The 20,271-nt window shown below is 64.4% G+C and carries 24 protein-coding genes; 14 read left to right on the forward strand and 10 right to left on the reverse strand.

The features are described from left to right. Nucleotides 1-21: 21 nt before the first annotated feature. From H6955_01390 to H6955_01435, 10 genes are all read left to right on the forward strand, one after another. Nucleotides 22-339 (forward strand): c-type cytochrome, encoded by a 318-nt coding sequence (locus tag H6955_01390; GenBank protein ID MCP5312178.1) that lies wholly within the window; start codon nt 22-24, stop codon nt 337-339. A gap of 143 nt (nt 340-482) precedes the next feature. Beyond that, complete coding sequence (locus H6955_01395; protein ID MCP5312179.1) at nt 483-1,199, forward strand: c-type cytochrome; 717 nt, start codon at nt 483-485, stop codon at nt 1,197-1,199. Nucleotides 1,200-1,277: 78 nt separating this feature from the next. Next, nucleotides 1,278-2,474 carry a hypothetical protein gene (locus H6955_01400; GenBank protein ID MCP5312180.1) on the forward strand — a complete coding sequence of 399 codons (1,197 nt, stop codon included), beginning with the start codon at nt 1,278-1,280 and terminating at the stop codon, nt 2,472-2,474. Nucleotides 2,475-2,484: 10 nt separating this feature from the next. Then, a complete protein-coding gene (nosD, locus tag H6955_01405) occupies nt 2,485-3,861 on the forward strand; it encodes a nitrous oxide reductase family maturation protein NosD (protein MCP5312181.1) in 1,377 nt (458 codons plus the stop codon). Between the two features lie 47 nt (nt 3,862-3,908). Beyond that, the gene (locus H6955_01410; protein ID MCP5312182.1) at nt 3,909-4,751 is read left to right on the forward strand and encodes a 4Fe-4S binding protein; all 843 of its coding nucleotides are present in this window, start codon (nt 3,909-3,911) and stop codon (nt 4,749-4,751) included. A gap of 10 nt (nt 4,752-4,761) precedes the next feature. Next, nucleotides 4,762-5,739, forward strand: coding sequence for a NapH/MauN family ferredoxin-type protein (locus H6955_01415; GenBank protein MCP5312183.1), 978 nt, complete (start codon nt 4,762-4,764; stop codon nt 5,737-5,739). Nucleotides 5,740-5,746: 7 nt separating this feature from the next. Then, nucleotides 5,747-6,637, forward strand: coding sequence for an ABC transporter ATP-binding protein (locus H6955_01420; GenBank protein ID MCP5312184.1), 891 nt, complete (start codon nt 5,747-5,749; stop codon nt 6,635-6,637). After that, on the forward strand, nt 6,630-7,136 hold the full coding sequence (locus H6955_01425; GenBank protein MCP5312185.1) for a nitrous oxide reductase accessory protein NosL: 507 nt from the start codon (nt 6,630-6,632) through the stop codon (nt 7,134-7,136). The genes H6955_01420 and H6955_01425 overlap by 8 nt, the downstream gene beginning before the upstream one ends. A 10-nt stretch (nt 7,137-7,146) precedes the next feature. Continuing rightward, nucleotides 7,147-7,974, forward strand: a complete 828-nt coding sequence (locus H6955_01430; protein MCP5312186.1) for an ABC transporter permease subunit — start codon at nt 7,147-7,149, stop codon at nt 7,972-7,974. Then, nucleotides 7,971-8,471, forward strand: coding sequence for a hypothetical protein (locus H6955_01435; protein ID MCP5312187.1), 501 nt, complete (start codon nt 7,971-7,973; stop codon nt 8,469-8,471). Before H6955_01430 ends, H6955_01435 begins: the two co-directional genes overlap by 4 nt. Nucleotides 8,472-8,535: 64 nt before the next feature. Here H6955_01435 and H6955_01440 read toward each other — a convergent pair whose 3' ends face one another. Next, nucleotides 8,536-9,798 (reverse strand): hypothetical protein, encoded by a 1,263-nt coding sequence (locus H6955_01440; GenBank protein MCP5312188.1) that lies wholly within the window; start codon nt 9,796-9,798, stop codon nt 8,536-8,538. A gap of 212 nt (nt 9,799-10,010) precedes the next feature. Beyond that, entirely contained in the window at nt 10,011-10,412 is a 402-nt protein-coding gene (locus H6955_01445) for a hypothetical protein (protein ID MCP5312189.1), read from the reverse strand. A gap of 291 nt (nt 10,413-10,703) precedes the next feature. Between H6955_01445 and H6955_01450 the strand changes: the two genes are divergently transcribed. The 3 genes from H6955_01450 to H6955_01460 are packed head-to-tail and all read left to right on the forward strand — an operon-like array spanning nt 10,704 to nt 12,692. Further along, nucleotides 10,704-11,768, forward strand: coding sequence for a ChaN family lipoprotein (locus H6955_01450; protein ID MCP5312190.1), 1,065 nt, complete (start codon nt 10,704-10,706; stop codon nt 11,766-11,768). A 51-nt stretch (nt 11,769-11,819) separates the two neighbouring features. Further along, on the forward strand, nt 11,820-12,383 hold the full coding sequence (locus H6955_01455; protein ID MCP5312191.1) for a cytochrome c oxidase subunit 3 family protein: 564 nt from the start codon (nt 11,820-11,822) through the stop codon (nt 12,381-12,383). A gap of 3 nt (nt 12,384-12,386) precedes the next feature. Then, nucleotides 12,387-12,692: a hypothetical protein gene (locus H6955_01460; protein ID MCP5312192.1), complete on the forward strand. Its 306-nt coding sequence runs from the start codon at nt 12,387-12,389 to the stop codon at nt 12,690-12,692. 82 nt (nt 12,693-12,774) lie between these two features. Here the strand turns inward: H6955_01460 and H6955_01465 are convergent, their stop codons facing one another. Then, the gene (locus H6955_01465; protein ID MCP5312193.1) at nt 12,775-13,569 is read right to left on the reverse strand and encodes a pentapeptide repeat-containing protein; all 795 of its coding nucleotides are present in this window, start codon (nt 13,567-13,569) and stop codon (nt 12,775-12,777) included. Beyond that, on the reverse strand, nt 13,547-14,227 hold the full coding sequence (locus tag H6955_01470) for a c-type cytochrome (GenBank protein MCP5312194.1): 681 nt from the start codon (nt 14,225-14,227) through the stop codon (nt 13,547-13,549). The genes H6955_01465 and H6955_01470 overlap by 23 nt, the downstream gene beginning before the upstream one ends. Before the next feature lie 127 nt (nt 14,228-14,354). Between H6955_01470 and H6955_01475 the strand changes: the two genes are divergently transcribed. After that, the gene (locus tag H6955_01475; GenBank protein ID MCP5312195.1) at nt 14,355-14,945 is read left to right on the forward strand and encodes a hypothetical protein; all 591 of its coding nucleotides are present in this window, start codon (nt 14,355-14,357) and stop codon (nt 14,943-14,945) included. Nucleotides 14,946-14,960: 15 nt separating this feature from the next. On the opposite strand, the gene H6955_01480 is transcribed toward H6955_01475, so the two are convergent. From H6955_01480 to H6955_01505, 6 genes are all read right to left on the reverse strand, one after another. After that, nucleotides 14,961-15,464, reverse strand: coding sequence for an Hsp20/alpha crystallin family protein (locus tag H6955_01480; protein MCP5312196.1), 504 nt, complete (start codon nt 15,462-15,464; stop codon nt 14,961-14,963). Between the two features lie 27 nt (nt 15,465-15,491). Next, nucleotides 15,492-15,884, reverse strand: a complete 393-nt coding sequence (locus H6955_01485; GenBank protein MCP5312197.1) for a hypothetical protein — start codon at nt 15,882-15,884, stop codon at nt 15,492-15,494. After that, complete coding sequence (locus tag H6955_01490) at nt 15,811-16,770, reverse strand: DnaJ domain-containing protein (GenBank protein ID MCP5312198.1); 960 nt, start codon at nt 16,768-16,770, stop codon at nt 15,811-15,813. Before H6955_01490 ends, H6955_01485 begins: the two co-directional genes overlap by 74 nt. Before the next feature lie 83 nt (nt 16,771-16,853). Continuing rightward, nucleotides 16,854-17,288: an Hsp20/alpha crystallin family protein gene (locus H6955_01495; protein ID MCP5312199.1), complete on the reverse strand. Its 435-nt coding sequence runs from the start codon at nt 17,286-17,288 to the stop codon at nt 16,854-16,856. A gap of 138 nt (nt 17,289-17,426) precedes the next feature. Further along, entirely contained in the window at nt 17,427-18,779 is a 1,353-nt protein-coding gene (locus H6955_01500; GenBank protein MCP5312200.1) for an LOG family protein, read from the reverse strand. 107 nt (nt 18,780-18,886) lie between these two features. After that, nucleotides 18,887-19,918 carry a toll/interleukin-1 receptor domain-containing protein gene (locus tag H6955_01505; GenBank protein ID MCP5312201.1) on the reverse strand — a complete coding sequence of 344 codons (1,032 nt, stop codon included), beginning with the start codon at nt 19,916-19,918 and terminating at the stop codon, nt 18,887-18,889. Nucleotides 19,919-20,271 lie beyond the last annotated feature (353 nt).

The raw sequence follows: 20,271 nt of genomic DNA on the forward strand, positions 1-20,271 counted from the left end.
ATTTCACGAGGTTAAACAGCCATGTTCAAGAAACCACTGGTCGGCATCGCGCTGACCTCGGCGTTGGTGCTCGCCGCCGGTAGCGCGGTCGCGTTGGACGGCGCAGAGCTGTACCAGAAGAAGACCTGCTTCTCCTGTCACGGCAAGGATGCGAAGACACCGATATTGCCGATGTATCCCAAACTCGCGGGCCAGAACGCTGCCTATGCGGCGCAACAGATGAAAGACATCAAGAGCGGTGCACGCGCCAACGGCCAGGCCGCCGCAATGAAGGGGGTCATGCACCTCGTCTCCGATGAAGAGATCGACGCGATCGCACAGTGGCTGTCCACGCTCTGAGGCATGCCAGCCGGGCCGCCGGCCGGTCGGTTGGCGGCTTGACTACTGTCAAGGCACCTTTGTCAGTTCCGGCTAGTATTTCAGAGACACTCGAGTCCGACATTCTTTCGGACGCATCGACTGATTTTCGAGGAGTTTGGCCCATGAAACCGTCACATCTGAGACACACCATTGTCGCGGCGGCCATCGCCGCATTGTTTTCCTCCCCGGCGTTTTCGTGGAACGAGGGCGGCGGCGAACAGGACGAGGCCCTGCATCTGACACCCGACCTGGAAAATGGCATGGACGTGTACGAGGTCTGCTCGGCCTGCCACCTGCCGGAGGGCTGGGGTCTGCCGGATGGGACCTTTCCGCAGCTGGCCGGACAGCACCGCGGCGTGTTGATCAAACAGCTCGCCGACATCCGCGCACGCAACCGGGACAACCCGACCATGTACCCGTTCGCCCTCCCCGAGTCGATCGGTGACGCCCAGGCGCTGGCCGACGTGGTCGCCTACATCGAGAAGCTGCCGATGAACCCCGAGGCCGGGCGCGGCCCATGGGGACCGGACACTCCGGAATATGCCAAGGGTGAGCAGCTGTACAAGGACAACTGTGTCAAGTGCCACGGCGAGACCGGCATGGGCGACAAGGAAAAGTTCTATCCACGCATCAACGGCCAGCACTACAACTACATGGTGCGTCAGTTCGAATGGATCCGTGACGGGAAACGGCGTAACGCCAACCCGGACATGGTCGCGCAGATCAAGGGCTTCAGCGACGACGATATGAAGCAGGTGATCAACTACGTCACCCAGGTTCCGGTACCGAAAGACCAGCTGGCACCCTCGGCCGACTGGCAGAACCCGGACTTCAAGTAATCGCAAGTGCCTCGACCGACCGGTTACGAAACCGGTCGGTCTTCCCGCCTCCCCTCAGCCCGTTTTGGATTAGCAACGATGAACCCGCCCATCCAGATCCGTCAAAACCTCCCGGTAATGGCGCTCGCCATCGTGGCCATCGCCCTGCTGGTGGCGATCTACTTCGCCCCCACCTGGTGGGTCGCCCTGAAGGCACCCAACTATCCGCCGGAGGCCTTTCCGGATGGGGTCCGCATCCACTTCCATATGAATGGCGTGTTCAACGGCTGCCGCAAGATCGAGAGCACCGAGATCCGCGAGGACCAGGCGCTCGACTGCGTGCACGAGATGGACACGATCAACCACTACGTCGGCATGTACCCGATTGCGGCCGGTGGCGTCATCGAGCGCGCCTTCTCACCGTTCCTGGTATCGATGCTGGGTGTCATGATCGTGGGTTTCGCATGTTCCCAGCGGGCGTTGCGTCTGGGGATCATGAGCGCCGGTTTCGCATTCATCGTCGGTTGGATGGCAGTGACGTTCTTCGGCGAAGACGGGCTCAGCTTCCAGAACACCGGCTACGTCGAATCGATGGTGACCTCGATGGACCAGGAGGCCGGCAGCGAAGCGGAAGCCGAACCCGAGCCCTCGGGGATCATCGCGCGTCTGAAGGCGGAGATGGCTGAGGTCGCGGCGCGCGAAAAGGGCGAACAGCCTGCCGCAGCGGCCGAAGCGGAGGTCACCGAGCGCTCGGCCAAGACAGACTACATCGAGAGCCTGCGTGTCACCTACGAGAAAGACCGCGAGCGCCGCGGTGCCAGCGTGGTGCCCGAATGGAGCGGCAGTGGCCGGCAACTGCTGCTCTGGCACTATGAGAAGAGTCTTGGGCGCTACTTCAACAATCCAGCGGAGATCGGCCCCTTGGTGTCGGCGATGGGTACCGCCTTCTATGTCGTGTTCTTCGGCATTGTCGCTGCGATGCTGGTACTGCTGTACGGCGCGCTCCGCGGCAAAGGGCCCCTGTACTGGTTGCTGGCGGCGGTGCCCGCCTTGCTGCCGGTGTTCTTCATCATCGACTACTCCGCCTGGCTCTGGTGGTACGGCCACCGCCTGAACGACATGGGTGCCTTTACCGTCAAGCCGTTCATGCCGACCGTGTTCGGAGACGGCAAGGTGGCCCAGTTCTCGACGCACTCTTACCCGTACTGGGGATTCGGTCTGATGCTGGTCCTCAGCGTCGTCGTCGCACTGATGGTGATCATGCGCCGCAAGCAACTCAGTCGTGCCGATACCTGAGGATCGGGCGATGCACGTTCGCCTGGCGAGACCCTGGGCGGCAATACCGATCGCTTGGCTCATCCTGACCACGGTCGCCTCGGCCGAGCTGCCGTCGTTCCAGGCGCTGATCGACGCGGCGGAACCGAACAGCCTGCTTTCACCGCCGGCCGGCACCTATGCCGGTCCGGTCATCGTCGACAAACCGCTGGATATCGACGGTCGTGGCGAGGTCACGATCGATGCCGGAGGAAAAGGCAGTGTCGTGGTACTGGACACCGACGGCGCGACGCTGCGCAATCTGCACCTGATCAACTCCGGCGACTCTCACAACGACCTCGATGCCGGCGTTCAGGTACGCGGCAATTTCAATGTCGTGAAGGACAATCGCATTGAGGACTGCCTGTTCGGCGTCGATATGCAGCAGTCCGAAAACAATATCGTGCGCCGTAACCACATCACCTCGAAACCGGTCGAACTGGGCATACGCGGCGATGCAATTCGACTCTGGTACAGCTTCTCGAACCGCGTTGAAGACAACACCGTCGTCGACTCGCGTGACATCGTCGTCTGGTATTCGCGCGACAACGTCATCCGGCGAAATTCGGCGCGTGGCGGCCGTTACTCCCTGCATTTCATGTACTCGCAGTACAACCTGGTGGAGGACAACGATTTTCGCGGCAACTCGGTCGGCATCTTCCTGATGTACAGCGACAGCGTGGTGGTCCGCAGAAACCACATCTCGCACGCTGTCGGGGCCGCCGGCGTCGGTATCGGGTTCAAGGAGACCAGTGACGTCGACATCGTCGATAACGAGATCCTGTACTGTGCGACCGGGCTGCATCTCGACGTGTCGCCTTTCCAACCCGACACGAGCAACCGGATCCATGGCAATCTGCTCGCCTACAACGGTATTGGCATCCAGTTCCTGAACGATTGGACCGGCAACGTGTTCGAGGACAATCTGCTCAAGGGCAACCTGACCCCGGTCGCTGTCCTCGGCGGCAAGACCGCAGCACGCAACGACTGGAACGGCAATCATTGGGACGACTATGCGGGGTTCGACCGTGATCGCGACGGCATCGGCGACACGCCGTACGAACAGTATGCGTACGCCGACCGCATCTGGATGGACGTGCCGCCAGCCAGATTCTTCAAGGGCACGCCGATGCTCGAGGTATTGGATTTTCTCGAACGCCTGGCACCTTTTACGTCGCCCGACCTGTTGCTGAGGGATAATAAGCCCCTGATGGCCGCCGAGTTCCGGCTCGACAAGTCCCCGACGACACCGGTCGCACCCACCCGGTCGCCGAATGGCGACGACGCTTCGGGCCAATCGACCGATGCGCAACCGGCGGAGCCGGATGCGTACCAGCTGCTGTTGAAATCACTGGGCAGGCAGGACTGAATGGAACCGATGTCCCGCCACTTCCCGTCACCGCGAGGTTCCTGACAGTGGGCACAGAAAACCGCCCTCCCAAGGCGAGCAAGACACCAATACGCCGCGAGCAGAGCCGTCGCGAGTTCATCCGCTCGTCGGTGCTGGTCGGTGGCACCCTGATCGCTGCGCTTGCAGGCCTGGTACCGGTTGCCGGCGGCGGCACCCACCGCCTGCGCCCACCCGGCGCCCTGAAAGACGCCCAACTCGACGAACGCGACTTTCTGTCCGCCTGCATCAAGTGCGGCCAATGTGTGCAGGTCTGCCCGGTCGAGGCGATCAACCTGGCCGACCTTGCGGATGGCGTCGGCGTCGGGGTGCCGTATATCGATGCGCGTGCCCAGGCCTGTGATTTCTCGTGCGACGGCCTGCAATGCGTACTCGCCTGCCCGACCGGCGCCCTGACCCACAGCCTCAACTATCCGGCGCAGTCACGGATGGGCTTTGCGCGCGTGGCGCGCCCTGCCGCCTGTCTCGCCGCACAGGGAAAAGGCTTCGTGGGCCAGGCGCGCGGCCCCGGCTTCACCGGCAAGCTGCGTTTCGAGGAGATCGATCGCTGGAACCCGATCGCCGTCTCCGAACATCCTTATGATCTGGAACTGTGCGACCTGTGCGTGCGCCAGTGCCCGATCGAGATCCGCATCGCGCAGTGCGATGCCGGCAAACCACCATCCGGCGATCCGAACCAATGCCCGCCACGCCACGCGATCCGCCTCGAGCCCATCGGCAGCGGCAAGGCGATGCTGCCGGTCATCCAGGACGGCTGCGTCGGTTGCGGCGTCTGCGAGATGATCTGCCCCGTGGACGAGACGGTGATCGTGATCGACGTCGACACCACCGCCGACACCCTGAGCGCCTGAGGTCAATGCGATGAACTATTTCCTCGAATCGGTCGCACAGATGTTCGGTCGCGCGCCGAGCAAACCCGCCAGGGAAGAACTCAAGGTCGAGGTGCAGCAGATCTACGAGGAGAAACGCCGGCACAAACTGACCAAGGAGGAACTGCGCGGACTGGAAGAGGCGCACGCGCGTACCCGGCATCGCCACAAATGGCGCAACCGGCGCTGGGCGACGCTGATCATCGTCAACCTGCTGTTTGTCGTCTCCTACTACTTCGACGTGCAACTGGTGGAAGGTGCGCTGACGGCCTCACGCGTGGTCGGCTTCCACATGGCGGACCTGAATTCCGCGTTGCAGGTCATGCTGGCTTATAAACACGTGGTCCTGAACCTGTTGATCGGTACCGTAACGGTGTTTCTGTTGTGGGTCCTGCTCGGCGGACGCACCTTCTGTTCCTGGGTCTGTCCCTACCATCTGCTCGCGGAGTTCGCCGAGAAACTGCACCTGAAGCTGGCCGACAAGAAGCTGATCAAGCCGGTCTCCTTCCACCGCGGCGTACGCACGGTGTTCTACGTGATCTTCGCGCTGCTCGCACTCGTCACTGGCTATACGGTATTCGAGACGATCTCGGCGACCGGCATCGTCAGCCGCGCACTGATATACGGTCCGGGTCTGGCGCTGTTGTGGGTGCTGTTTCTGCTGTTGTTCGAGATCTTCGTATCGCGCCGTGCCTGGTGTCGCTACGTCTGTCCGATCGGCCTCACCTATGGCCTGGTCGGTACCATCTCGCCGATCCGTGTCAAGTACAACGTAAAGAACTGTCATCACGAGGGCGACTGCCGCAAGGTCTGCATGGTGCCACATGTGCTGGATACCACCATTCGCATGCGGGCACGCGATGTCGAGGTGCCGATCGGTGCGGATTGCACACGCTGTGGCCTGTGCGTCGACATCTGCCCGACCGACTCGTTGAACTTCGAGCTCGTCGGTTCCAAGAAACTGGGTTGAACGGCCGATGATCGTCGTCCACAGACTGCGCAAACGCCTTGGCCGGCGCGATGTGCTCCAGGGGCTGGACCTGGAGATCGGGCGTGGCCAGCGTGTCGCGCTGATCGGCTCGAACGGTGCCGGCAAGACCACCTTGATCCGCTGCCTGCTCGGCGAATACACGCATGATGGCGATATCCACCTGGTCGGGCTCGATCCGCGGCGCGCGCGCACCGAGGTCCTGCGCCATGTCGGTTTCGTGCCGCAGTTGCCGCCGCCGCTGAAGATGCCGGTCGGACAACTGATCCGCTATGTGGCGGCACTGTGCGGGGCGGACACCGCACGCATCGCCGCGGTGGCGGCGCGCCTCGGCTTCGATGCCGAACGCTTCCGCCGCCACCCCTTCGTGCGCCTGTCCGGTGGCCAGAAACAGAAGCTGCTGATCGCCACCGCGCTCGGCCGCGATGCCGACATACTGATCCTCGATGAACCCGCGGCCAATCTCGATCCCGAGGCCCGTGGCACCTTCTTCGAGTTGCTCGCCGAGCGTCAGAACGAGGCGGTGATGCTGATCTCCAGCCATCGCCTCGACGAGGTCGCGCCACTGGTCAACCGGGTGATCGAACTCGACCAGGGCAAGGTCGTGCTCGACGACCGCGTGGCCGACAGCGTGGATCTGACAAGCCGCCTGCGTTGTACGGTGCGGCTGTCGCGACCGGAAGGCGCCTTCGCCAAGGCCATCGCCGCCTGGGGATTCACCGACGCCGGACAGGGCCTGCATTGGCAGGGGACGGTATCGGGCGCCGATCGTTTGCGTTTCCTCGGCATGCTGTCACGCTACGCGGCGCTGATCGCTGCGCTCGAACTGCACGAACTGGATACGGCTGGCGCACAGCCGCGCGAGCGCGCGAATGCTTGATCGCCCTGTGCACCGCCTATGGCAGCTCGCACCGCTAGTGCTGCTGTTAACCGCCTGTTCCGGCGATCCCGGCACAGGCCCGGTCGAGGTCAAATGGGACCGCGACGTCTGTACCCGATGCAACATGGTGTTGAGCGATCGCCAGCACGCTGCCCAGGTCCGTTACACCCCGCAAGACGGCCGACGCAGCGAGGTGACCAAATTCGACGACTTCGGTTGTGCCGTGCTCTGGCTCGACCAGCAGCCCTGGAAGGACGAACCGGGGGTCGAGTTCTGGGTGACCGACTACCGTGACGGCCACTGGATCGACGCACGCAGTGCCCGCTATGTCACCGGGCGTCATACGCCGATGCAGTACGGGCTCGGCGCACAGGTCGATGCGTCGGCAGACAGCATGGGGTTCGCCGATGCGCGCCAGCACGTGTACCGCATCGAACAGCAATACAACGTCCACGGCGGCAATCTCGACCACCGCGTGGTACCGACACCCTCGAACTAGGAGCGCATCGATGTCATCCCTGTGGCTGACTGCCTGGACCGATATCCTCGAATCGCTGCGCGCCCGTTGGTTCGCGGTCTATACCCTGGTGTTCGGCGGCCTGGTGGTGTTGCTGTTCGTACTCGGCCTGACCGAGTCGCGGGTGATGGGTTTCACCGGGCTGTCACGGCTGATGCTTACCTACATCCAGCTCAGTATGGCGATCCTGCCGATCTTCGTATTGATCACCACGGTACGTTCGCTGGCCGGCGACCGCGAGGCCGGCGTCTTTGAGTACCTGCTCGCGCTGCCGGTTCCCCTGGGCGCCTGGTACTGGGGCAAACTCGCCGGGCGTTTCCTGATGGTGTTCACGCCGGTGTTCCTGGCCATGGTCGCCGCGCTGATCTGGGGTGCGCTGCAGGGTGCACAGATTCCGTGGCGGCTGTTCGGCTACTACACCGGCCTGCTGGTGGCACTTTCCTGGTGCTTCCTCGGCATCGGCATCCTGATCTCCTCGATCGCGCGATCGGTCGACGTCGCTCAGGGTGCCGCGTTCATCGTCTGGCTGGCCCTGCTGTTGTTCCTCGACCTGATCCTGCTCGGCGTGATGATCCAACAGCAGGTACCGGCCGAGACCGCGGTGGCGATCGCGCTGCTCAACCCGATGCAGGTGTTCCGCACCGGCACCATGATGCTGTTCGATCCACAGCTCGTGATGCTCGGACCGGCTGCCTATGTCATTCTCGACCACTTCGGCACCATCGGTTACATGGCCTTCGCACTGATCTATCCGGTCGTGCTGGGTACGCTCACCGCGTGGTTGGGTTTCCTGCTGTTCCGCCGGGGCGACCTGATATGACGCCCTCGCTACCGCTCACCGGGCATGGCTCCGGCTGGCGTGCGCCGCTGGCAGGTCTCGGCCTGGCGATACTGTTGGGCGCCCTGGCCTATCTCGGCACGGTCGCCTGGCCTCTGCTGTTCCCACGTCCGCAGTTCGTCGCCGACGCCGCAGACGATTGCGACCTCAGGGTCGGCCCCTGCACGGCGACGTTCGCTGGCAAGGGTTTCATCCGCCTCACGCTGCGGCCGCAGGACTTTTCGCCGTCGTCGGCGCTGCCCGTGACGGTCGAAACCGGCGGCCTCGCGGTCGAGTCGGTCGTGATCGAGTCGACCGGACGCGACATGAACATGGGCCTGATCCGCCACGAGCTGGTCGGCAACGCTGGCACATCCACCGGCGAGCTGGTGCTGCCGGTGTGCGTGCGTCGGCAGATGGCGTGGCAGGCCGTGGTCATCGCCGACGGCAGCGACGGCTCTTACCGGGCGCGATTCGAGTTCGAAGTCAGCCGCCACTGAGCGGCAGGCGCAGTGCCGCGGTCCGCTGGCTCCCGACAGACAGACCGGCGGTTTCGATCGCAGATCAATCCGCCCTCGCCAACACCCCGGTCGACGTACCCGAGGCTCCGGGCATGTGGCGGTTCAACCAATGCGCTGCGGCCGCGGACTCGTTGATCGTGCGCTGGCTGATCGCCGGGTCGGCACCCTGGAAGCCGAACGCCCGCACAGTGCGGGCCGAGCGCGTCGCGAGTGTTGCGTTGGCGAGATCGAAGCGCTCCGGATCGGGGTTGCGAAAGGTATCCACCGATTCGCGCGCGTCCAGTTCGGGGAACCGATTGCGGACGTAGAAACGCGCGGCGTCGGCAAAATGACAGCTCGCGCAGTCGAGGTTGTCGACATGGGTACGCAGCGGGTTGCGAAATCGCGCCAGCGCGTCCAGCTTGCGCTCAAACTCCGGCAGGTCGCGCGCGTCATTGAAGCGAAAGCCCTTGTTGATCACGGTGAACAGGTTGTCCGCGGCCGGATACTCGTCCGGCAAAACGTTGAAAATCGCGTCCATGCCCCGCTCCGCGCCGAGATCCACACCGTCGGCGACGGCGACGTTGAACACGTCGACCTGCGGTGCATCGACACGCGGGATCTCGAGAACGCGCCAGGTACCCTCGTCGTCCCGTTGCAGGGCGCCGAAGCGCCACCACTTCGTCGGCACCAGCAGTGCCGTGAACGTGACCCGACGCAGGTTGGCGGTCCCGGCATGCTGCAGCACGAGCGCGCGCAGGCGTTCGGCGAAGGCCTCCGCGGTTCTCGGATCGCGGCTGGCGGGATGCACGCCGAGCGACGCCCCCCGCGTGTCTACGCCCTGTGTCGCCACTTCACGTTTGAGCCGCCACAGCCCATCCAGCAGGGTATCGAGCGTCCTGTCGGACAGGCCATAGACGCAATGCACTGCCGCATCGCGCGCCACCCAGCGCTGTTGGGTAACGTCAAACTCGACCGGTTGCCAGACAAGGCGCAGTTCGGCGGCACAGGCACCAACCGAGTTCGCCGGGCAGGGATCGACGCGCACGGCGGTGACACGCAGCGAATCGCGGTACAGCGATGCGTTGCCCTTGCCGGGCTGGTACAGCGTCGGCAGCAGCCCGTAAACCGCCTCTGGCAACAACTCACCCTGTGCGCTCCGCTCATTCGGGGACAGATGCAGTGGCATCGCATCCGCGCCTCCCTCCGGCAATGCCAGCAGGATGCTGACGTCGTTCAGATCCCAGGCCGGCACACCGGCCATTGCCTGGATGGAAAAAGACAGGCCCAGGGCGATGCAGCCCAGGCGCTCAAACCAAGTGTTCAATGTGCTTCTCCTTTGCACTCGACGCGCAGCCCGGTCGTCACGCTTCGCATCCGCTCCGCGTGGCAGCCGAACCGGCACCTGCGGACGGAGTTACGTAGCGATACGTACCTTTGGCATCGGGACGCACCTCACCCGTGTCGACGGCACTGCAGGCGCGTCAGGCGCAGCACCGGGCGGTCAGGTACAGGCGGGGGATCGGACCGACGCTTCGTTCAGGCGAGCGGCGGGCCGCGGGTCGGAAAGGCGGAGAAGTGTTCGGGAAAATAGCCTGGACTGCGCGGCGCGACGGCCAGCGCCAGCAGATGGGCGATCCTGTTCGGACCGGGCACTGCAGCGGGAGGGGTTGCGTGGCCGAACATCTGCAGCATCTGCAATGCCGGACAGTCGGCGGAATCGGCCTCCCCAGTTCCCGGCCCTTCGGCCAGGGCGATGAAGACCGGCTCGTTGCCCTTGAGGGTACACAGCACCGTCCACACGCCGTCGGCATGGCGTTGCGCGAGCGGCGTCGCGAGGTAGGTCAGCAATGGCGACGCCAACAGACCGGCGACCAGCAACCACGCGGTCAGCGTGTTCCGCGTGGCTGTCGATCGACGCTGTCTGTAGGCGACGTGCATGGCGATGTGCCGGACTCCTTAGAAGCCGGCACATTCTGGCCGGCCGCGCCTCGGCCGACAATAGAACCTGCCTATCTGCACATAGCGTGCATCGATGGGCCACCTGCCCGCTTGCGTTACACTAGCCACATCACAGTGGCCGAGGCGTCCGGCGTCGCCGTGGGCCACGCGGCTGCCGATTGCCGGATCGTGGGGAGACGCGGGATGGCATCGACACCTTTGAAGTCCGGATCGATCGGAGTTGACCAGGCAGCGCCCGCCGCCGGCCACCCTGCACGCGGATCGACCTGCATGCTGATCGCGTCGCTGGCGGCGTGCCTCGTCTGGACCGCGGCAGTGGCAGCGACCACCGCACCAACCGAAGGCATCGCGCGCTGGCAGGCGCCTTTGGGCCAGCAACACCCGCTGACCGGACTGATCTGGGACACGGAATCCGCTACCTTCATCGATGAGTCGACGCTGCTCGACCGCCTGGTCGACGTACGTTTCGTGGTCACCGGGGAATCGCACAACAACCCCGACCACCACCGTCTGCAACTCCGTATCCTCAGGGCCATGTTCGGCAACGGGCGTCGCGTCGCCGTGGGACTCGAGATCTTCACCACCAGCGACCAACGGGCGCTGGACGACTTCGCCGCCCTGCTGGAGCCGCAAGAACACGAACTGGTCGATTTCCTGGGCTGGAACATGCGACATCGCAGACTGTGGGAACAGTACCGCCCCCTGGTGACATTCGCTGTCGAATCAGGGTTGCCGTTGTTGGCGATGAACATCTCGCGCCGCGAGACGGCATCCGTGATGCAGCAGGGCACCGATGCGCTGCCGCCGGAACTGGTCGAGCGCTTCGACCTCGATCAGCCACTCGATGAGCGCCAGCAAGCGACGCTGCAGCGCGACCTCGCCCGCGCCCACTGCGGCATGCTGTTCTCCTCAAACCTGGAGGCCCTGATGCTCGTCCAGCGGGCGCGCGATGCCACCATGGCCCATCGACTGGTGGCCACCGATGCGGGCGGCGGCGCGCTGCTGATGGCCGGTTACGGCCATGCGCGTGGCGACCGCGGGGTACCTCACCTGCTCGATGGCCTGCGGCGCGACGGAGATCTGGTCAGCGTGCTGTTCGCCTCGGTCAAGCCCGAGATGACCGAGGCCAACGACTACGGCCAATGGTTCGAGGAGGACACCCCGCCGTTCGATTACGTCTGGTTCACCCCCCGGGTGGATGACGAGGACCCCTGCGACCGGCTGCGTCGCATCTACCGGAAGGACCGCAAGGTGTCGCAGCCGGCGGATTCGCCGGACAACGGGCCGGCACGCGGGGCGACCACTGCCGGCGCTACGGCGCCATCCGAGCCCTAGGCCGTGCACGACCCGGCCGTAGCGGGCCTCGCGGGGCGCAATGCCTTCGACGTGGAAGGACCGGGGCGGATTCCAGGCAACCGCGGCATCTGGGTCGGCATCACCTGCATATTCGTCGAGTTCGGGGTGCTGTTCATCGTCTACTTCGTCGCCCGCGCCCATTTTCCCGAAGCCTTTCACGCCGGTGCCGAGCGGCTGTCCCGGTCGGCCGGCACGCTGATCACCCTGCTGATGATCAGCAGCAGCACCTGCATCGCGGCCTCGGTCACCACCTTGCGCAACGATCGACGCCGGGCATCGCTGTACTGGCTGATCGCGGGCTTGGTGCTGGCCCTCGGTTATCCGTTGACCAAGTACTTCGAGATCCAATGGAACCTGGTGCACGGTATCGATGCGCAGGCCGGCGTCTTTGTCGGTGCCTACTACTACCTGACGCTGAACCACCTGGTACACGCCAGCTGGGGAATCCTCGGCATGCTGTGGGTCCTCGCCCGCCACCTCGGCGGCGCCTACTCGCGTAACGAGCACAGCGGGCTCGAGGCCCTGGCCAGTTACTGGCATGCGACCGACATCATCTGGCTGGTAATCTTTGCGTTCTTCTATGTGTTGGCCTGAACCATGAAAGACGCAGGACAGCCCGGTACGCGCCTGGCCCCGTTGTTTCTTGCCTGGACGCTGCTGGTGACGTTCACACTGCTCAGCCTCACCCTCGGTGCATGGTTGCAGGGCGCCGTCTGGCTACCGCTGCTGGTCGCGGCGATCGTCTGGCTGAAGGCCTGGCTGGTGGCGCACTATTTTCTCGAGGCACAGCTGTGCCGCACCTTCATCCGTCGCCTGGTGTGGATCTTCGTCGCCTTCGCACCGATCTCGCTGGTGCTGACCGACCTGTTCGGGCGGCAGTTCGCGGCACTGACCCGCCTGTAGGCGGGAAAGGCTGCCCTGCCGTGGCGGCGTCAGCGGCCGGCCCCACTACGGGGAACGCGTCGCAGGGATCTCGACAGCCGGATCAATCGCCCGCCGCGGTCGTCGCGGCATCGGGTGCGCCGGACGGCGACGGGTCGGCAAGATCGATGGCATCATCCACGCGCGCGTTTGCCAGGTTCAGGCCACGCATATCGGCGCCGGTAAAGCGCGCGCGCTGAAGATCCGCGCCATTGAGGTGCGCCCGCCGCAGGCGCGCATCACTGAAATCCGCGTCGCTGGCGGCGGCACCCGTCATCTGGCTGTACGAAAGATCGGCACCACGAAAGGTCGTCCCGATCGCAACCATGCGCAACAGGTTCACGCGGCGCAGCACCGCTCCGCTCAGATCCGCCTCTTCGAGTTCCACGTCCTTCATGTACGCATGCGTGAAGTCGGCGTCGCGTGCCCGGACGCCGTTGAGCAGGGCGCCGAAGAGGTTGGTCCGGAACAGCCGGGCACCGTCCAGGTTTGCCGAGTCGGCCACGACATGGAACATGTCGGCCCGACTGAGTTCGGCATCCGTCAGCCTGCTGTCATGGAGCTTGGTCCAGCGCAGGTCCGCCTCGCGCAGATCCGCATCGCTGAGATCCGCCGCCGACAGGTCCGCGTTGCTCAGATCGACACCGCGCAGATCCGCACCCCGCAGGTCTGCGCCGACCAGTTTGCGTCCCTGCAGCGTGCAGTGACGCAGGTCGGTGGCAGCCGCCGGCGCCGAGCATTCTCCGCGCGGCAGATCGGCCGCAAGCAGGTCGTGCGATGCGAGCGGGGACACCACGAGCAACCACAGCGACGCACCGACCAGCCGGCGCAGTGCGTCAGTCGTCGAGGGTCGAGACATAGGCGAAGATGTCGCGCAATTCATCCGTACTAAACTCCGCCAAAAGGCTGTCGTCCGGCGCACTGGGGTCGTGGATGCGTACCTTGGCGATGTACTTGTCGACCTGACGCCACAGGTAGTCGGTGTACTGTCCGGCGAGCAGGGGCACCCCATCCTTCGCCTCTCCGCGGCCGTCGCGACCATGGCACGAGGCACATTCACGCCGGTAGCCCTTTTCACCGCGGTCGATGTCACCTTCGGCGCGCGGGATCTGCAAAACCCGTTTGGCCTCGTTGAGACGGGCCAGGGCATCGAACTCCGCGGCGTTCTCGTCGACCGGCGCCAGCCGGGACGGGAGTTCGATCGCGGCCAGGTAAGCCGAGATATCCTGAATGTCAGCGTCCGGCATCTGACGCTCGTCGACGTACTCCACCATCGCCAGGTTCGGGCGTTTGCGCTCGCGGAACAACACCAGCTGATCGACCAGGAACCGGTACGGCTGACCGGCCAGGCGTGGATAGATCCCCTGCTTTCCGCCCTGGCCGAATTCGCCATGACAGCCTGCGCAGACCTCGTTGATCTCCTCGCCGTTGTCCAGGTCGGGGTCGCGAGCGGACACGCTGCCGGCCAACAGCATCGCCGCACCAACGACTCGCCAGTACCTGTACCCACGCGGCATCGCATCGTCCTCGTCGTACATCGCCGTTTTCAGAGCCCCGTATACACCAATCCCCGGCCCATGTCCTTGTCACCGGACATGGCAACGGGCACCGGCCAACGGCAGTCCAATCGGCTAGCATTGCAGGATGAACGGGATTGCGTCACGACTCGGGAGCGCGGGACTGGTCGCACTGAACCTGTGCGCCACCGCCGTGGCGGACACCCCGTCGGCGGGCGCACGGTTCGACGCCTGTATCGACTACCACTGCGACATGCGCCAGACGGTGGCACTCGATGACCGGACCTGGCGAGGGATCGTCGCACCGCTGCGATCCGACGGCGACGCGGCCGCCGAGCGTACGGCGATCGCCGAAAGCATTGCGCGCATGGAGCACGAGGTCGGCCGGCAGACCGGCACCTGGCGCGATCGTCCGCGCAATGACGCCGACAACGGTGAGCCCGGTCAGCTCGACTGCATCGCCGAATCGACCAACACGACCACCTATCTGCGGATGCTCGAACGCGCAGGCCTGCTGCGTTGGCATGTCGTCGAAGAACGTCTCAAACGTCAGCGCTGGGTGTTTGCAGTCCATTGGACCGCGGTGATTCGCGACACGCACAGCGGTGAGCGCTTTGCCGTCGACGCCTGGTATGGCGGCAACGGCACCCCTCCCTTCGTGCAGCCCCTGCAGGACTGGCGAGCCGGCATCGAGCCACCGGCTACCCCGGATACCTGACGACCGGCTACCCGCTCAGGCGCTGGTCACCGGGATCCGTCGGCTCATGGCCGACCGCAGCTTGGGCAGGGTCACGTTCAATACGCCGCGCCGATAGTGCGCACTTGCCGCCTGACCATCGACCTCGACCGGCAGCGGGATCGCGCGCTCAAAGCTGCCGTAGGCACATTCCATCACGTGGAAGCGCCCCTCGCGCTGTTCGCGCTGGACCCGCTTCTCGCCACGCACCACCAGATGGTTGTCGATCACGTCGATATCGAAGTCGTCCCGATCCATGCCCGGGATCTCGATGCGTACCAGCAGACTGCGCTCGTCTTCCTGGACCTCGGTCGTCAGCAGCGCCCAGTCGGCCGCATGCCGCATCACCTGGTCCTCCCAGGTATCCAGATCCTCGCGTCGTGCCAGCGGACGGAAACGGGTCAGCGCCTGATCGGCGCGCTCGCGCAGGTTGTGCCAACCCTCGGCGAGGTTGTCCCAGGTCCGTCCGAGGCTGCGACGCAGTTGTTGCAATGTGCTCATGTGACTCCTCCTCCCGCGCGACCAGGGTCAACGCGGAAACATCAGCGACTCCAGGAGGCGCACCCGTTCTCGCAGACGCCGCATCTCGTCGAGCAGATCGATCGCCAGTGCGGCCCCTGCCGCGTTGACGCCCAGATCCCGTTCGAGGCGCAGTGCGCTGAGCGCGCGCCCCAGGTCGCCGCCAGCGAAACGCCACTCGCGTTCCGAGTGGCCTTGCGGTGACAGCACACCCTCGGCGACCAACACCAGGATCTTCTCCGCGGTCACGCCGCAGCAGCGCGACAGCTCGGCGAGCGTGAGGTGGTACTCGACGTCCGGTCGATGGGTCTGTCGTTGCGCTGCCACGTCAACCTCCCAGGTGTGCACGCGGGTTGAACGCGAGATCTCGCGCCATCTGTTCGTACAAGGCACGCTTGGCATCGCTGTCGGCCGGTGGCGCGACGATCTGCAATACCGCGAACTGGTCGCCGGGGGCCTCCCCGGGCACCGGCAGACCGCGCCCCTTCAAGCGCAGTTTCTGCCCGCTGCGCGCGCCGGCCGGGATCGCCACATCGACCTGTCCTCCGAGCGTCGGCACCTTGACCTTGCCGCCCAGCGCGGCCTCCCACGGCGTGATCGGCAGATTGAGAAACACGTCCTTGCCGTCCACCTGGTACAGCGGGTGTGCGCGCAACGCCACTTCGAGAAAGAGGTCGCCCGGCGGACCACCGTTCAGCCCGGCGCCACCCTGCCCGGCGAGCCGGATGCGTTTTCCGGCCGTGACGCCGCGCGGGACCTTGACCTGCAGCTTGCGCGACCGGTCGATCAGTCGACCCTGCGCATCGTATTCCGGAATCCGCAGCTGCAGGCTCAAGGTCGCACCGGCGAACGCGTCTTCGAGACCGACCTCGACCCGCGCGTGATGATCCTCTCCCCGCCCGACGGTGCGCGCACCGGCGCCAAAGCCCGTGCTGCGGAAATGCCCGCCGTGTCCGAACAGACTCTCGAAGAAATCGGAGAAACCGCCACGGTCGGCATCCGTGTAACCGCCGCCGGAAAACTCGAAACCCGCGTCCCAACCGGGCGGAGGCCGAAACTCCTGTCCGGCACGCCAGTCCTTGCCGAGCTGATCGTAGGCCGCACGTTTCTCGGGATCCTTCAGGACCTCGTAGGCCTCACCCAACTCCTTGAAACGCCGCTCGGCATCGGCCTCTTTGCTGACATCCGGGTGAAACTTGCGCGCGAGCTTGCGATAGGCACGCTTGATGTCGTCCTGGGTGGCGTCGCGTGCCACGCCCATCACCGCGTAGTAGTCTTTGTAGTCCATCGTTACGAGGCTGCCGCACTCAATTCGGGTCGGCGAAACGAGGCTCCGCTACCACACCGGGTGGCAGCGGAGCCCACGCAGGTTCAGCTGTTGACCGCAATCTTGCGTGGCTGGACCTTTTCGTGTTTGCCGATACGTACTTCGAGCACACCGTTGTTGCTCTTTGCAGTGATCTTTTCAGGGTCCGCGGTATCCGGCAGGCTGAAGCGCCGATAGAAGCTGCCGAAGGTCCGTTCTACACGCTTGTAGCCTTCCTTCTCTTCCTTCTTCTCGGACTCCTTCTCGCCCTTGATCGTCAGCATGCCGTTTTCCATGTGTACCTCGATATCTTTCGGGTCGACGCCCGGGATATCGGCCACGATCAAGAAGCTGTCCTGTTCCTCTTTGATATCCACCGCAGGCACCCAGTCACTGGTGGCCACGCTGCTGCCTTCACCGGTGCGGGTGTCCATCGCCTGTTGCATCTCCCTGCGCATCTGCTCGAGCAGTGTCCAGGGTTCGTATTTCATCAGAGTCATGACGGCTTCCTCCCTTCCGAATCACACAAAGTGACCAAGTTGGCAGGCTCTGCGTCCTACCTTCCTGCCCGAAAGATGGGGCCGAACGGCCGTATTTCAAGGGGCCTGTTTGTCCCAGGTCAAGGGTTCGCGGGACCTTCAGTCGACCAGCGTATAGCAGGGCGTGTACTCGCCTTCGAGCTTCATGCGCCGCTGGGCGACGAAGCGCTGCAGCAGGTCGTCCATCGCGGCCGTCATATCCGGCGGTGCATGGATGTGAAAGGGACCGTGCGCCTCGACCGCACGGATTCCGTTCTCCTTGACGTTGCCGGCGACGATACCGGAGAACGCGCGGCGCAGGTTCGCCGCGAGCCGGTGCGGCGCCTGGTCGCGATCCAGTGACAGTCCCGCCATCGCCGCGTGGTTCGGCACGAATGGCTGCTGAAAATCCTTCTCGACCAGTAGCTGCCAGTTGAAATAGAACGCATCGCGGCCGGCGCGGCGGAAATCGGTCACGGTTTGCATCGCAACACGCATCGCACGCGCGACCTCGACCGGATCGTCGATCACGATGCGGTACAGGCGCTGGGCGGCACCGCCGAGCGTTTGCGCCACGAAATGGTCCACCGCTGCGAAATAGTCGGCGCTCTCTGCCGGCCCGGTCAGGATCAGAGGGAACGGGTGATCGGCATTTTCCGGGTGCAGCAGGATGCCGAGCAGGTACAGCAGCTCCTCGGTGGTTCCGACGCCACCGGGAAAGATCACCACGCCGTGACCAATACGCACGAAGGCCTCGAGACGCTTTTCGATGTCCGGCAGGATCACCAGTTCATTGACGATCGGGTTCGGTGGTTCCGAGGCGATGATCCCGGGTTCGGTGAGACCGATATAGCGACCCTGGGCGATGCGTTGCTTCGCATGTCCGATCGCCGCACCCTTCATCGGTCCCTTCATCGCCCCTGGACCACAACCGGTGCAGACGTCCAGGCCACGCAGCCCCAGCTGGTAGCCGACCTCCTTCGTGTAGTCGTACTCCTCGCGGCCGATCGAGTGCCCACCCCAGCAGACCACGACGTTCGGCTCGACCCCAGAGCGCAGCAGGCGCGCGTTGCGAAGGATATGGAACACCGCGGAGGTGATGTGCTCGCTACGATCGAGGTCCAGCGACGGATCGCCCTGGATCTCGTTGTGCGTGTAGATGATGTCGCGCAGAACCGCAAACAGGTGTTCGCGGATACCCTGGATCATCCGCCCGTCGACGAAGGCGCTGGCCGGGGCGTTCTCCAGGCGCAGCTTGATGCCCTGGTTGCGCTGCATCAGATTGATGCCGAAATCCCGATAGGTGTCGAAGATCTCGCGCGCATCATCGGTATGGCTGCCGCTGTTCAACACCGCCAGCGCACAGCTGCGAAACAGCCGGTACAGTCCGCGGGCGCTGGTGTCCAGCAGGGTCTTGACCTCGAGTTGCGAAAGGACCTCGAGACTGCCTTCCGGGCTGACCGAGGCGCTGATTCTCTTCATGGATGCTCCGTGTTCGAACCCAAAGGGCCAGGATAGCCGGCCGATATGACGAAACGCCATCCCGCCTCCGTCCGGCACAGCAGCTGCCGCTCCGCTGCTTATTGTGGATAGCGCGGATTCTGCAGGATCAACTGGCGTAGTCGCTTCTGGAACTCGCTGTCGGATATACCGCTTTCGGTGAGAAAGCGGAGGTCGCCTGCGGACACATGCACCGGCGTCGAACTCGGCGGACGGCGTTCCCGGTTGTGGCCCGACATATAACCGATGCCGATCGTCAATCCGCGCGGATCACCGCCCTCGACAGCCGAGTAATCGTTCGGAAAAAGGTACTCGATCTCGTACGGCACCTCTTCGAGCACCTCGCGCGCGATCTCCACCGGCACGAAATCGCCGATGAACACCGCATCGGGGGCAGCACGATCGCGATGGTCAAACACGTTCACCGTCATTCCGTAGCTGTGCAGATCCCGCCGGATCTTTTCGGCCTGCTGTCGGGTCAGCCCCGCGTCATGCACGTACATCACCAGGTTGATATCGGGATACTGTTCGACCAACACGCGATCCAACAGGCCCGACCGGTACGCAAAGAACCCGAGAAGCGACAGCAGCGCCACGGCGCCCAACAGGTAGGCGAGCCTGGCCGGGACCCGCCTTCCGGCACCGGGTCCGGCTGACGACCGCCGGGGTGGCTTGACCGGTCCAGTTGAATTGCCGGCGACCAGGTTTTGCAGGACCGCAGCGATCTGGTCCAGCCGACCGACGTCCGCGTGGTCGGGCAGTTCGAGATACTGAATGCCGGTGAGCTGATAGCGCAGCCGGTTGGAGAGGTCGGTCGGTTCGAGATAGACGGGAAGAATCGTCTTGTGCTCCTCGAGCGCGATCGACAGTTCCTTGGAGACGTTCTCCGAATAGGCGCTGGCGGGAGACAGGAACAACAGGACACCCGAACTGTGCTGGATCGCATCGACGATCTGCTCGCTCCAGAACGTGGCCGCCGAGATGTCTTCGGTATCGCGCCACAGGTCGACGCCTCTCGCCTCTAGCGCGCCGGCGACGCGCCCGACCACCTCGCTGTCGCTCCTTGCGTACGAAACGAACACGTAATCTTTGGTGGGTTTGCTGGCGGTCATCCGAAACGAGACCCCGGGTTGCGATGTCAGGTACAGCGTCAGGCCTCGCGCAAACGATAACACAGCGCGCCAGCCGACGGCGCTGAGCCAGGCGCCGCCTTGCGGTCCAGCGGAACACCGGGCAACCCCTTAAGACATGGGTTCTATGCGTCGCGGCCGACGCGACCGGCGCGGTCACCCGGACACCAGCCCGACACCGGCCGGGGACTGATGGGCGCGTCAAATAACGCCTGTAGACAGTGGTTTACCCGGCGCGCTCAGACGTGAGGTGCATGTTCGATGGAGCCAGGCGGGACCCTCTGCTTGAGTCTGAGCTGACAACCCGGCGCGTACCCGAGGGTTGCCAGTCACGG

The organism is Chromatiaceae bacterium (assembly GCA_024235395.1).
In the GTDB taxonomy this organism is placed as follows: domain Bacteria; phylum Pseudomonadota; class Gammaproteobacteria; order Chromatiales; family Chromatiaceae; genus Thiosocius.

What these genes read in the sequence shown, in the direction of transcription:
- H6955_01390 (MCP5312178.1), top strand. Translation starts at nt 22, where the DNA reads ATGTTCAAGAAACCACTGGTCGGCATCGCGCTGACCTCGGCGTTGGTG.
- H6955_01395 (MCP5312179.1), top strand. Translation starts at nt 483, where the DNA reads ATGAAACCGTCACATCTGAGACACACCATTGTCGCGGCGGCCATCGCC.
- H6955_01400 (MCP5312180.1), top strand. Translation starts at nt 1,278, where the DNA reads ATGAACCCGCCCATCCAGATCCGTCAAAACCTCCCGGTAATGGCGCTC.
- nosD (MCP5312181.1), top strand. Translation starts at nt 2,485, where the DNA reads ATGCACGTTCGCCTGGCGAGACCCTGGGCGGCAATACCGATCGCTTGG.
- H6955_01415 (MCP5312183.1), top strand. Translation starts at nt 4,762, where the DNA reads ATGAACTATTTCCTCGAATCGGTCGCACAGATGTTCGGTCGCGCGCCG.
- H6955_01420 (MCP5312184.1), top strand. Translation starts at nt 5,747, where the DNA reads ATGATCGTCGTCCACAGACTGCGCAAACGCCTTGGCCGGCGCGATGTG.
- H6955_01425 (MCP5312185.1), top strand. Translation starts at nt 6,630, where the DNA reads ATGCTTGATCGCCCTGTGCACCGCCTATGGCAGCTCGCACCGCTAGTG.
- H6955_01430 (MCP5312186.1), top strand. Translation starts at nt 7,147, where the DNA reads ATGTCATCCCTGTGGCTGACTGCCTGGACCGATATCCTCGAATCGCTG.
- H6955_01435 (MCP5312187.1), top strand. Translation starts at nt 7,971, where the DNA reads ATGACGCCCTCGCTACCGCTCACCGGGCATGGCTCCGGCTGGCGTGCG.
- H6955_01445 (MCP5312189.1), bottom strand. Translation starts at nt 10,412, where the DNA reads ATGCACGTCGCCTACAGACAGCGTCGATCGACAGCCACGCGGAACACG.
- H6955_01450 (MCP5312190.1), top strand. Translation starts at nt 10,704, where the DNA reads ATGCTGATCGCGTCGCTGGCGGCGTGCCTCGTCTGGACCGCGGCAGTG.
- H6955_01460 (MCP5312192.1), top strand. Translation starts at nt 12,387, where the DNA reads ATGAAAGACGCAGGACAGCCCGGTACGCGCCTGGCCCCGTTGTTTCTT.
- H6955_01465 (MCP5312193.1), bottom strand. Translation starts at nt 13,569, where the DNA reads ATGTCTCGACCCTCGACGACTGACGCACTGCGCCGGCTGGTCGGTGCG.
- H6955_01470 (MCP5312194.1), bottom strand. Translation starts at nt 14,227, where the DNA reads ATGCCGCGTGGGTACAGGTACTGGCGAGTCGTTGGTGCGGCGATGCTG.
- H6955_01475 (MCP5312195.1), top strand. Translation starts at nt 14,355, where the DNA reads ATGAACGGGATTGCGTCACGACTCGGGAGCGCGGGACTGGTCGCACTG.
- H6955_01480 (MCP5312196.1), bottom strand. Translation starts at nt 15,464, where the DNA reads ATGAGCACATTGCAACAACTGCGTCGCAGCCTCGGACGGACCTGGGAC.
- H6955_01485 (MCP5312197.1), bottom strand. Translation starts at nt 15,884, where the DNA reads ATGCCAAGCGTGCCTTGTACGAACAGATGGCGCGAGATCTCGCGTTCA.
- H6955_01490 (MCP5312198.1), bottom strand. Translation starts at nt 16,770, where the DNA reads ATGGACTACAAAGACTACTACGCGGTGATGGGCGTGGCACGCGACGCC.
- H6955_01495 (MCP5312199.1), bottom strand. Translation starts at nt 17,288, where the DNA reads ATGACTCTGATGAAATACGAACCCTGGACACTGCTCGAGCAGATGCGC.
- H6955_01505 (MCP5312201.1), bottom strand. Translation starts at nt 19,918, where the DNA reads ATGACCGCCAGCAAACCCACCAAAGATTACGTGTTCGTTTCGTACGCA.